General features: G+C 72.0%; 8 protein-coding genes. All 8 read left to right on the top strand.

The window, feature by feature from the left end; translation table 11 throughout:
• The first annotated feature begins 11 nt into the window (after positions 1-11).
• The 8 genes from ligA to ACIGWZ_RS30455 all read left to right on the top strand — a co-directional run bounded on the left by ligA (position 12) and on the right by ACIGWZ_RS30455 (position 12239).
• Positions 12-2228, top strand: a complete 2217-nt coding sequence (ligA, locus tag ACIGWZ_RS30420; RefSeq protein WP_400069930.1) for an NAD-dependent DNA ligase LigA — start codon at positions 12-14, stop codon at positions 2226-2228.
• Positions 2229-2384: 156 nt separating this feature from the next.
• Positions 2385-4493, top strand: a complete 2109-nt coding sequence (locus tag ACIGWZ_RS30425) for a putative bifunctional diguanylate cyclase/phosphodiesterase (protein WP_400069931.1) — start codon at positions 2385-2387, stop codon at positions 4491-4493.
• 485 nt (positions 4494-4978) lie between these two features.
• The gene (gatC, locus tag ACIGWZ_RS30430; RefSeq protein WP_400069932.1) at positions 4979-5275 is read left to right on the top strand and encodes an Asp-tRNA(Asn)/Glu-tRNA(Gln) amidotransferase subunit GatC; all 297 of its coding nucleotides are present in this window, start codon (positions 4979-4981) and stop codon (positions 5273-5275) included.
• A gap of 5 nt (positions 5276-5280) precedes the next feature.
• Positions 5281-6774 (top strand): Asp-tRNA(Asn)/Glu-tRNA(Gln) amidotransferase subunit GatA, encoded by a 1494-nt coding sequence (gene gatA / locus ACIGWZ_RS30435; RefSeq protein WP_400069933.1) that lies wholly within the window; start codon positions 5281-5283, stop codon positions 6772-6774.
• Positions 6771-7013, top strand: a complete 243-nt coding sequence (locus ACIGWZ_RS30440) for a hypothetical protein (protein ID WP_393539992.1) — start codon at positions 6771-6773, stop codon at positions 7011-7013. Before gatA ends, ACIGWZ_RS30440 begins: the two co-directional genes overlap by 4 nt.
• Before the next feature lie 31 nt (positions 7014-7044).
• Positions 7045-8553 carry an Asp-tRNA(Asn)/Glu-tRNA(Gln) amidotransferase subunit GatB gene (gatB, locus tag ACIGWZ_RS30445; protein WP_400069934.1) on the top strand — a complete coding sequence of 503 codons (1509 nt, stop codon included), beginning with the start codon at positions 7045-7047 and terminating at the stop codon, positions 8551-8553.
• A 178-nt stretch (positions 8554-8731) separates the two neighbouring features.
• Entirely contained in the window at positions 8732-9631 is a 900-nt protein-coding gene (locus ACIGWZ_RS30450) for an LLM class F420-dependent oxidoreductase (RefSeq protein ID WP_400069935.1), read from the top strand.
• A gap of 346 nt (positions 9632-9977) precedes the next feature.
• Complete coding sequence (locus ACIGWZ_RS30455) at positions 9978-12239, top strand: MMPL family transporter (protein WP_400069936.1); 2262 nt, start codon at positions 9978-9980, stop codon at positions 12237-12239.
• Positions 12240-12250 lie beyond the last annotated feature (11 nt).

Consider the following 12250-nt stretch of genomic DNA (forward strand, 5'->3'; position numbering starts at 1 on the left):
AGGACAAGACGGTGGCTGGCGAACAGCACGCAGCGGTATCCGATGTGCCCGCAGCGGCGCGGGAGCAGCATGCGCAGCTCGCTGAGCAGATCGAGGAGCACCGCTTCCGGTACTACGTGAAGGACGCCCCGGTCGTCAGCGACGCGGAGTTCGACAAGCTGCTGCGCTCCCTGGAGGCGCTGGAGGACGAGCACCCGTCACTGCGCACCCCGGATTCGCCGACGCAGAAGGTGGCCGGGGCGTACGCCACGGAATTCACCGAGGTCGAGCACCGCGAGCGGATGCTCTCCCTCGACAACGCCTTCGACGACGAGGAGTTGGCCGCCTGGGCCGAGCGGATCGCGGGCGAGCTGGGCGGCGACCCCGAGAGCGCCGGATACCACTTCCTGTGCGAGCTGAAGGTGGACGGCCTCGCGGTCAATCTCACCTACGAGCACGGCCGGCTCACCCGCGCCGCGACCCGCGGCGACGGCCGTACGGGCGAGGACATCACCCCCAACGTCCGCACGATCGCGGAGATCCCGCACCGCCTCCGGGGCGACCGGATCCCGGAGCTCGTCGAGGTCCGCGGGGAGGTCTACTTCCCGATGGAGAAGTTCCTCGAGCTCAACGAGCGCCTGGTGGCCGACGGCAAGCCGCCGTTCGCCAACCCCCGTAACGCCGCGGCCGGTTCGCTGCGGCAGAAGGACCCCAAGGTCACCGCGAGCCGCCCGCTCCACATGGTCGTGCACGGCATCGGCGCCCGCCAGGGCTTCGACATCGACCGCCAGTCGGGGGCCTATGACCTGCTGCGCGAGTGGGGCCTGCCGACCGCCACGCACAACAGCGTCGTCGACTCCCTGGAGGCGGTGCGCCGGTTCATCGCCCACTACGGCGACCCCGTCACCCGCCGTACGGCCGTCGAGCACGAGATCGACGGTGTGGTCGTCAAGCTGGACGAGATCCGCCTCCAGGGGCGGCTGGGCTCCACCTCGCGCGCGCCGCGCTGGGCGATCGCCTGGAAGTACCCGCCCGAGGAGGTCAACACCAAGCTGGTCGACATCCGCGTCGGCGTCGGTCGTACGGGCCGGGTCACGCCGTACGCCGTCGTCGAGCCGGTGACCGTCGCCGGGTCCGAGGTGGAGTTCGCGACCCTGCACAACCAGGACGTCGTCAAGGCCAAGGGCGTCCTGATCGGGGACACCGTCGTGCTGCGCAAGGCGGGCGATGTCATCCCCGAGATCCTGGGGCCGGTCGTCGACCTGCGGGACGGCGCCGAGCGGGAGTTCGTGATGCCCGCCGAATGCCCCGAGTGCGGCACGGCCCTGCAGCCCGCCAAGGAAGGCGATATCGACCTGCGGTGCCCCAACGCCCGCGCCTGCCCCGCCCAGATCCGCGAGCGGCTGTTCTACCTGGCCGGCCGCAAATGCCTGGACATCGAGAACTTCGGCTATGTCGCGGCCACGGCCCTCAGCCAGCCCCTGGAGCCCGCCGAGCCGCCGCTGAAGGACGAGGGCGGTCTCTTCGACCTCTCCATCGAGCAGCTGCTGCCCATCAAGTCCTACGTCCTCGACCCCGACTCCGGCCTGCCCAAGCGCGACCCGAAGACCGGCGAGGAAAAGATCGTCACCTTCTTCGCCAACCAGAAGGGCGAGCCGAAGAAGAACGCCCTGGCCATGCTGGAGAACATCCAGGCCGCCAAGCGGCGCCCGCTGGCCCGGATCCTGACGGGCCTGTCGATCCGGCACGTCGGCCCGGTGGCGGCCGAGGCGCTGGCGCGGGAGTTCCGCTCCCTCGACCGGATCCGGAACGCCGGCGAGGAGGAGCTGGCCGCCGTCGACGGCGTCGGCGCGACGATCGCCGCCTCCCTCAAGCAGTGGTTCGCCGAGGAATGGCACCAGCAGATCATCGAGAACTGGCGGGACGCCGGCGTCCGGATGGAGGACGAGCAGACCGGCGAGGTGGGCCCGCGTCCGCTGGAAGGCGTCACCGTCGTGGTAACGGGCACACTCCAGTCACACACCAGAGATGGCGCGAAAGAGGCCCTCCAGGCGCTCGGAGCGAAGGTGACCGGTTCCGTTTCGAAGAAGACCGGTTTCGTGGTGGTGGGCGACAACCCGGGTTCGAAGTACGACAAGGCCATGCAGCTGAAGGTGCCTGTACTGGACGATGAAGGCTTCGCGGTGCTGCTGGAACAGGGTCCCGAGGCGGCGCGAGCGGTAGCGGTCACTCCGCCTGAGGAGGAGTGAGAATTCACCCCACTGGCGCATACCAGATCAGCCACGGATGCCAGGTCGCATTCGGGCAACCGCTGCGGATCGCTGCCCGTAGTGGCCCTGGGCGGCCTACTGTTGAGGTGTGCGCCTGCCGTGGCGCGGGCACAGCCGGCTGTGAGAGGGATCGGAATGAAACCGACCGACAGCGCCGCTCCGGCGTCGCGGCTCCAGCGGTTCGTCGTGCCCGCGCTGCCCGCGACCATCCTCGTCGTGGCGGGCCTCGCGCTCGCCACGGGCGTCATCTACACCCTCGGCGCCGGTGAGGCGCTGTTCCCGGGAGGGCCCGTCGGCTGGTCGCTGGCGATCCTCACCGGCATCATCGTCGGCCATCTGGTCGCCCTCGGCCGGGACCGCTGGTGGGGCGGCACGGGTTCCGGCGCCGCCCTCGCCCTCGCCGTACTGCTCCTGTACGGCTGGGTGCCCGCCACCCTCGTCAGCCTCGCGGTCGTCGTCCTGGTCGGCGCCGCCCGCCGACACCGCTGGCGGCAGGCCGTACTGCACGGCGCCGTGGACATCCTCGGCATCGGCGCCGCCGCGCTCGGCCTGACCGCGTTCGGCGTCGAGGGCACGGTCCGCCGCCCCTGGAGCCCGGAGGCCTGGGACCTGTCCGTCCTCCCCGAAGTCCTCACCGCGGCCGGCGGCTATCTCCTCGTCAGCCGCGCCCTGCTCTGGTTCACGCTGGCACCGCGCACCGGCGGACTGCCCACCATCGCCCGAACGGCCGTAGTGCGGCAGATCCTCGTCGGCATCGCGCTGCTCGGCATCTCCCCGCTGATCGCCGTCTGCGCCGACCACGCGCCGCTGCTGCTGCCGCTGTTCGCCGTCCCGCTCATCGCGCTGGACTCCACCCTGTGGATCGCCCGCGCCCGCGCCGAGGAGCAACTGCGCGACCCGCTCACCGGCCTGCCCAACCGCCAGTGGCTGCTGGAGCGCACGTGGACCGCGCTGGACGACGCCGAGCGGGTCGGCGCGCGCTCCGCCCTCGTCCTCATCGACCTCGACCGCTTCCGCTCCGTCAACGACACCCTCGGCCATTTGGCCGGCGACCGCCTGCTGCTGCAGATCGCCGACCGGCTGCGGCACGCCCTGCCGCGCGGCGCCGAGGCGGCCCGGCTCGGCGGCGACGAGTTCGCCGTCCTGCTGCCCACCACCGATTCCCTCACCAGCTCCCAGCGGGTGGCGCGCAACCTCGTCGCCGCCCTGGGATCCCCCCTGGACCTCGACGGTCTGACCCTCGTACTGGAAGCCAGTGCGGGGGTCGCGGTCTTCCCCGACCACGCCCTCGACGCCGAAGGGCTGCTGCGCCGCGCCGATGTGGCGATGTACCAGGCCAAGCGGGACCGCAGCGGCGTGGAGCTCTACGAGGCCAAGCGGGACGGCAACACCCCCGACCGGCTCGGCCTGCTGGGCGACCTCCGCCGCGCCCTGGACGCCGGCGACGTCGAGCTGCACTACCAGCCCAAGGTCGGCTTCGACGGGCATGTCGCCGGACTGGAGGCACTGGTCCGCTGGGTACACCCGGACCGCGGCAGAGTGCCACCGGACGAATTCATCGCCATCGCCGAGTCCTCCGGACTCATGCCGCGGCTGACGGAGTACGTCCTGGAGACCGCCCTCGCCCAGGTGGCGCGCTGGCGCGCGATGGGCCTGGAGGTGCCGGTCGCGGTCAATGTCTCGCCGCGCGATGTGCACTCACCGGGCTTCGCGGGAGCCGTCGCCGCCCGGCTGGCCCGACATCGGGTCCCACCCGGCGCCCTCCAGCTGGAGATAACCGAACACGTCCTCCTGGAGGACCCGCAGCGCGCCGCCGACACCCTCGCCGGGCTCACCGCCCACGGCGTGAAGATGTCCCTCGACGACTTCGGCACCGGCTACTCCTCCCTGGTCCATCTGCGGCGCCTCCCGGTCAGCGAGCTCAAGATCGACCGCTCCTTCGTGGCCCGGCTGGCCGTCGACAACGAGGACGCCGAGATCGTCCGCTGCACCCTCGACCTCGCCCACTCCCTCGGCCTGCTGGTCGTCGCCGAGGGTGTCGAGGACGACGAGACCTGGGAGCGGCTGCGGGACCTGGGCTGCGACGCCGTACAGGGCTGGCTGGTGGCCGCGGCGATGCCGCCGGACGAGACCACGGCCTGGCTGAGGGCCCGCGGCGAGCACGGCTGGCACCGCGAATCGGAGACGGCCGCCCTGGCGGCGGAGAAGGCAGCCAAAAGCCCTTCGGGACAGGTCTTGAACTGACCCGGCCACCGGCCGTCCCGTGTCCCCGCTCCGAAGAAACCTCGCAGGACCAGCCTCCACAGGACCAGCCCTCGCAGGACCGGTCCCCGCACGACCCGCCCGACGATTCCGTCGGACCCGCAGAGCCCGACGGGCCCGACGCGCCTTCCGGACCCGCGGAGCCCGGCTCCACCGTGCCGCGGCACGAAGAGCCGCACCCGGAGGAGCCACAGCCCGAAGAGCCGCGCCCCGACGCCCGTCCCGATGTCCGTCCCGGCCCCCCGGCGCCCGACGGTCCCTAGCGGGCCGGACGGACCCCGTACCGGCCCCGGCCCGTACTTTCCGCACCGTTCCGCGGAATGCATTTCGGACCGCTCTCCCGTACGCCATAGGATTGGGCCGGAATACGTTCACAGGACCACCGGAGCACGGGAGCAATCGCCCGGCCGCTCCTCCTGGAACGCTCCGCCCAGAAGACTCCGCCCAGAACACCAGAGGATCGCTGCATGCCTGGCATCACGCGCGAGGAGGTCGCTCACCTCGCCCGGCTGGCACGTCTGGAGCTGAAGGACGAAGAGCTCGACCACTTCGCCGGACAGCTCGACGACATCATCGGCGCGGTCGCCCGCGTCTCCGAGGTCGCCGACCAAGACGTACCGCCGACCTCCCACCCGCTGCCCCTGACCAACGTCATGCGGCCGGACGAGGTCCGTCCGTCGCTGGCCCCCGAGCAGGCGCTCTCCGGCGCCCCGGCCCAGGAGCAGCAGCGTTTCAAGGTGCCGCAGATCCTGGGGGAGGAGTGACCGACATGGCAGACCTGATCAAGCTCACCGCCGCCGAGATCGCGGCGAAGATCGCCGCCGGCGAGCTCACCGCCGTCGAGGTGACCGAGGCCCACCTGGCCCGCATCGAGGCCGTCGACGAGAAGGTGCACGCCTTCCTGCACATCGACCGCGAGGGCGCGCTCGCCCAGGCCCGCGCCGTGGACGAGAAGAAGGCCCGCGGCGAGAAGCTCGGCCCGCTGGCCGGCGTCCCGCTCGCGCTCAAGGACATCTTCACGACGGAGGGCATGCCCACCACCGTCGGCTCGAAGATCCTCGAGGGCTGGATCCCGCCGTACGACGCGACCCTGACCAAGAAGCTCAAGGCCGCCGACGTCGTCATCCTCGGCAAGACCAACATGGACGAGTTCGCCATGGGGTCCTCGACGGAGAACAGCGCCTACGGGCCGACCGGCAACCCCTGGGACCTGACCAAGATCCCCGGCGGCTCCGGTGGCGGCTCCTCCGCCGCCCTCGCCTCCTTCCAGGCCCCGCTCGCCATCGGCACGGACACCGGCGGCTCCATCCGCCAGCCCGCCGCCGTCACGGGCACGGTCGGCGTCAAGCCCACCTACGGCGGCGTCTCGCGCTACGGCATGGTCGCCTTCTCGTCCTCCCTGGACCAGGGCGGCCCCTGCGCCCGTACGGTCCTGGACGCCGCGCTCCTCCACGAGGCGATCGCGGGCCACGACCCCCTTGACTCCACCTCCATCGACGCCCCCGTACCGCCGGTCGTGGAGGCGGCCCGCAACGGCAGCGTCGAGGGCATGCGGGTCGGCGTCGTCAAGCAGTTCCGCGGCGAGGGCTACCAGGCCGGAGTGCTCCAGCGCTTCGACGAGTCGGTCGCGCTGATGCGGGAGCTGGGCGCCGAGATCGTCGAGCTGGACTGCCCGTCCTTCGACCTGGCGCTGTCCGCGTACTACCTGATCGCGCCGTCCGAGTGCTCCTCCAACCTGGCCCGCTTCGACGCCATGCGCTACGGCCTGCGGGTCGGCGACGACGGCACGAAGTCCGCCGAGGACGTCACGGCCCTGACCCGCGAGGCCGGCTTCGGCGACGAGGTCAAGCGCCGGATCATCCTCGGCACGTACGCGCTCAGCTCCGGCTACTACGACGCGTACTACGGCAGTGCCCAGAAGGTGCGGACGCTGATCACCCGCGACTTCGAGAAGGCCTTCGAGCAGGTCGATGTGATCATCTCGCCGACCACGCCGACCACCGCCTTCCCGATCGGCGAGCGCACCGACGACCCGATGGCGATGTACCTCGCCGACGTGTGCACGATCCCCACCAACCTGGCGGGCAACGCAGCCATGTCGCTGCCCTGCGGACTGGCCCCCGAGGACGGGCTGCCGGTGGGTCTGCAGATCATCGCCCCTGCCATGGCCGACGACCGGCTCTACAAGGTCGGTGCCGCGGTCGAGGCCGCGTTCACCGCCAAGTGGGGTCATCCGCTGCTCGAGGAGGCACCTGCACTGTGAGTGGAAAGCTTGCCAAGGCCAAGGGCTTCAAGAAGTCCAAGCCCGGTACGTATCTGTCCATCGGCACCACGCTGTTCGGCGCGGTGAGCGTCGTCAAGCAGGCGAAGAAGGCCAGGACGGAGCAGGACACGCTCCAGCTGGTCGACGCCGTCGTCTCCGCCGCCGCCATCGTCACCGGCGTCGCCCTGCTCATCCGCGAACTGCGCCGTCTGGGCGACGACGACGTCCTCGCGGGCTGACCGGCGCCGGACCTGAGAGGTTAGTTTCACCGTGACTGTCACCGACCTGGTGTCGTACGAGGACGCGCTGGCCACCTACGACCCCGTCATGGGGCTCGAGGTGCACGTCGAACTCGGCACCAAGACCAAGATGTTCTGCGGGTGTTCCACCACCCTGGGCGCCGAGCCCAACTCGCAGACCTGCCCCACGTGCCTGGGCCTGCCCGGCTCGCTGCCGGTCGTCAACGCGATCGGCGTCGAGTCCGCCGTCAAGATCGGCCTGGCCCTGAACTGCTCCATCGCCGAGTGGTGCCGTTTCGCCCGGAAGAACTACTTCTATCCGGACATGCCGAAGAACTTCCAGACCTCCCAGTACGACGAGCCGATCGCCTTCGACGGCTACCTCGACGTACAGCTGGAGGACGGCGAGGTCTTCCGCGTGGAGATCGAGCGCGCCCACATGGAGGAGGACACCGGCAAGTCCACGCACGTCGGTGGCGCGACGGGCCGTATCCACGGCGCCTCGCACTCCCTCCTGGACTACAACCGCGCCGGCATCCCGCTGATCGAGATCGTCACCAAGCCGATCGAAGGAGCGGGCGAGCGGGCCCCCGAGGTCGCCAAGGCCTACGTCGCCGAGCTGCGCGAGCTCATCAAGGCGCTGGGCGTGTCCGAGGCCCGCATGGAGCAGGGCCAGATGCGCTGCGACGTGAACCTCTCGCTGCGCCCCAACGGCACCGAGAAGTTCGGCACGCGCTCGGAGACCAAGAACGTCAACTCCCTGCGCTCCGTGGAGCGCGCGGCCCGCTTCGAGATCCAGCGCCACGCCGCGGTGCTGTCCTCGGGCGGCACGGTCATCCAGGAGACCCGGCACTTCCACGAGGAGGACGGCTCCACGACGGCCGGCCGCATCAAGGACAACGCCGAGGACTACCGCTACTTCCCCGAGCCGGACCTGGTGCCGGTGGCCCCCGCGCGCGAGTGGGTCGAGGAACTGCGGGGCACCCTGCCCGAGCTGCCGCGGGTGCGCCGTAACCGGCTGCGCGAGGAGTGGGGCATCTCCGAGCACGACATGCAGTCGATCCTCAACGCGGGCGCGGTCGACCTGATCACCGCCACCGTCGACGCCGGCGCGGACTCCGCCTCGGCCCGCAAGTGGTGGATGGGCGAGCTGGCCCGCCGTGCCAACGAGGACGGTGTGGACCTGGCCGCCCTGCCGATCACCCCCGCCCAGGTCGCCCGGGTCACCGCCCTGGTGGCCGACGGTTCGCTCAACGACAAGCTGGCCCGCCAGGTCATCGAGGGCGTGCTGGCCGGCGAGGGCGACCCGGACACGGTCGTCGAGAAGCGCGGCCTGAAGGTCGTCTCCGACGAGGGTGCCCTCGGCACCGCCGTCGACGAGGCCATCGCCGCCAACGCCGCCATCGCCGACAAGATCCGCGGCGGCAAGGTGGCCGCGGCCGGCGCCCTGGTCGGCGCGGTCATGAAGGCGACGCGCGGGCAGGCCGACGCGGCCCGGGTGCGCGAGCTGATCCTGGAACGGCTGGGTGTCGAGGGCTGACGCCCCACCCGCCAGGTACCACGAAGCGGCCGCTCTCCTCCGGGAGGGCGGCCGCTTTCGCATGCGCCCACCCGATCGGCCCGGCCCGGAATGCCGGAGTGCGCCGCGGTGCTGTGATCGGGAGAGGCCCCCGCGGGACGGACGCGGCCGGGCCGCCCCCTCGGCCAGTGGAGAAACGGTGCAGCAGCAGGCTCTCGCTTCGCGGATCGGTCCGGTCGGTGTCTGGCACGGCGGCCTCGGCCGGGTGTCGGCCGCGACCGCCCGGCGGGCGGCCGCCGAGATCGAGCGACTGGGCTACGGCGCCCTGTGGTTCGGGGAGGGGCCGGGCACGGAGGCGGTCAGCCGGGCCGCCGTGCTGCTGGCCGCCACCGCACGGATGACGGTCGCCACCGGCATCGCCAACATCTGGGTCCGGGACGCGGCCGCCGCGAAGGCCGCCGCGCACACCCTCGCCGAGGCGTACGACGGCCGCTTCCTGCTCGGCCTGGGCGCCAGCCACGCCCCGCTGGTCGACCGGCGGGGGCACACCTACGCCAAGCCACTCACGGCGGTGCGCGAGTATCTCGACGCGATGGACGCGGCCCCGTACGACGGCCCGGACGGTCCCGCGCCCGCCAGGGTGCTCGCGGCCCTCGGCCCGAAGATGCTGGAACTGGCGAGGGACCGGGCGGCGGGCGCCCATCCGTACTTCGTGACGCCCGAGCACACCGCCCGCGCCCGAGCGGCCCTGGGCACCGGCCCGCTGCTCGCCCCCGAACAGGCCGTACTGCTGGAGTCCGACCCGGCGAAGGCCCGCTCCCTGGCCCGCGAGCACCACACGCGCTTCTATCTGCAGCTGCCGAACTACACCGGCAGCCTGCGCCGGCTCGGCTTCGGCGACGAGGACTTCGCGGACGGCGGCAGCGACCGGCTGGTGGACGCGATCGTGGCATGGGGCGACGTGGACGCCGTCCGGCGGCGGGTACGCGAGCACCACGAGGCGGGCGCCGACCACGTGGCCGTCCAGCCGGTGGCGGCGGGCCGTGAGCTGGGGCTCGATCAACTCCGTGAACTGGCGCCGGCATTGATCCAGGCCTGAGCCGGCCGGACGCGGACCGGCCCCGTCCGCGCGGGCGGCACGCGGACCGGCCGGAACGCGGGCCGGCGCCCGCCTCCGGTGCCCACCCCGGCCACCGCGCACCGCAGTACGAGCGGGGCGCCCGCACCCGCCCGCGGGTCCTTGATCCCGTGTGCCCGGCCGTTCGTCTGCCACCCTGTGTGGGGAAGTCCACAAAGGGGCCTATGGATCTTTTCGGGCTGCCACCCTGCTCGCAGCGGAAGGCCCGTCGGAACCTGGTGGGCCCCCGTCCCCGTACATCCGCGCTCGGCACCACCCGTCACCCGGGAGTTATCGACGCCCAACCCGGAAGCAGACGACGAGGTCCGTGACCGCTCTGGCTCGGTGGTGTTTCAGGCGCCGCATCGTGGTGATCGTTCTCTGGCTCGCCGCCTTCGCAGGGGTGGCCGCCGCCGCGGGGGTGACGGGCTCCGCGTACTCGACCGATTACGAGGTTCCCGGGACCGAGTCCGGGCAGGCCGGCGCCCTGCTGGCGAAGGCGTTTCCCGGGCAGTCCGGGGACAGCGACACCATCGTCTGGCACACCGACAAGGGATCGGTGCGGGCCGGCGCGGTCAAGAAGCGGATGACGCACGCGCTGCGGGACGTCGCCGGGCTGCCCGGGGTCTCCCAGGTGCACGGCCCCTACGGCCGGGCGGGCGACGGCTCCCCCCACCCGCAGCGGCAGATCAGCCGGGACGGGCACACCGCCTACGCCACCGTCGTCTTCGACCGGCCGACCGATGAACTGCACGCGGACCAGGTCAAGAAGGTCGTCGACACCGCTCGGGCCGCCTCCGGCCACGGCCTCCAGGTGGAACTGGGCGGCGCCGGGATCGCGCTGACCGAGGCGCCGCGCGCCCAGCTGCCTGAAGTCATCGGGCTGTGCGTGGCGGCCGTGGTGCTGTTCCTTGCGTTCGGCTCGCTCGCCGCGACGTTCCTGCCGATCGTCACCGCGCTGGCCGCCGTCGGCACCGCTTCGGCCGCCATCACCCTGCTCGGCCACGCCATGACCGTCGCCGACTTCGCGCCCATGCTGGGCATGCTCATCGGCCTCGGCGTCGGCATCGACTACGCGCTGTTCATCGTCACCCGGCACCGCAAGGGACTGCGGGCGGGGCTGTCCGTCCAGGAGGCCGCCGAACGGGCGGTGTCGGTGTCGGGCCGCGCGGTCGTCTTCGCGGGCGCCACCGTCTGCATCGCGCTGCTCGGCATGCTGATCCTGCGGCTGGGTTTCCTCAACGGCGTCGCGCTCGCCGCCTCGCTCACCGTCGTCCTGACCGTCGCCGCCTCCGTCACCCTGCTGCCCGCGCTGCTCGGCCTGATCGGGATGCGGGCGCTCGGCCGCCGCGAGCGCCGGCGGCTGGCCGGCCACGGCCCGCGGCCCGAACAGCCCACCGGCATCGCCGCCCGCTGGGCCTCCTTCGTCGAGCGCCACCCCAAGCTGCTGGGCGGGACCGCGGCCGCCGTCATGCTCGTCCTGGCGCTGCCCACCCTCGGGCTCCACCTGGGCACCTCCGACCAGGGCAACAATCCGGCCACCTCGACGACGCGCAAGGCGTACGACCTGCTCGCGGGCGGCGCCGACGGAAGCGGTACCGGCGGCGATGCGCGGAGCGGCTTCGGCCCCGGGTTCAACGGCCCGCTGACGCTGGTCGGCAGCCTCGACGGAGCCAAGGACCGGCTCGCCTTCGACAAGCTGCCGCACCGGCTGCGCGAGGTACCCGGCGTCGCCCAGGTCGGCGGACCCGAGTTCGACGGCAGCCGCACCACCGGCGTGATCACCGTCGTACCGACCAGCTCCCCGCAGTCCCAGCAGACCTCCGACCTGGTGCAACGGCTGCGCGGCGACGTCCTCCCGGACGCCGCGGACGGCACGACGATGCGGGTGCACGTCGGCGGGATCACCGCGAGCTACGACGACTTCGCCTCCGTCATCGTCGGCAAGCTGCCGCTCTTCGTCGGCGTCGTCGTCGCGCTGGGATCGGTCCTGCTCCTGCTCGCCTTCCGGAGCATCGGCATCCCGGTGAAGGCCGCGCTGATGAACGTCGCGGCGGTCGCCTCGTCCTTCGGGATCGTCGTCGCGATCTTCCAGTGGGGGTGGGGGAGCGAGCTGCTGGGGCTGGGCAGCGCCGGGCCGATCGAACCGTTCCTGCCGGTCATCATGGTGTCGGTGCTCTTCGGGCTGTCCATGGACTACCAGGTGTTCCTGGTCTCCCGGATGTACGAGGAGTGGCAGCTGACGCACGACAACCGCCGGGCGGTACGGGTCGGCCTCGCCGAGACCAGCCGGGTGATCAACTCCGCGGCGGTCATCATGATCGCGGTGTTCGGGGCGTTCGTCCTCAGCGGCGACCGGATCATCGCGATGTTCGGGATCGGGCTGGCCGCGGCCGTGGCCCTGGACGCCTTTGTGCTCCGTACGCTGCTGGTCCCCGCCCTGATGCACATGCTCGGCGGCGCCAACTGGTGGCTGCCCGCCTGGCTGGACCGCCGGCTGCCCCGGATCAGCATCGAACCGCCACCGCAGGCCGGCCCGGTCGCCCCGCCCGGCCCGCGGGACGAGGAGAACCCGCTGGTCGGGGTCTAGCTGGGACACCG

This window comes from Streptomyces sp. NPDC053427 (assembly GCF_044544985.1).
Lineage (GTDB): Bacteria > Actinomycetota > Actinomycetes > Streptomycetales > Streptomycetaceae > Streptomyces.

Excerpts from the sequence above, each read along its gene's own strand:
- ACIGWZ_RS30425 (WP_400069931.1), top strand. The coding sequence starts at position 2,385 with ATGAAACCGACCGACAGCGCCGCTCCGGCGTCGCGGCTCCAGCGGTTC.
- gatC (WP_400069932.1), top strand. The coding sequence starts at position 4,979 with ATGCCTGGCATCACGCGCGAGGAGGTCGCTCACCTCGCCCGGCTGGCA.
- gatA (WP_400069933.1), top strand. The coding sequence starts at position 5,281 with ATGGCAGACCTGATCAAGCTCACCGCCGCCGAGATCGCGGCGAAGATC.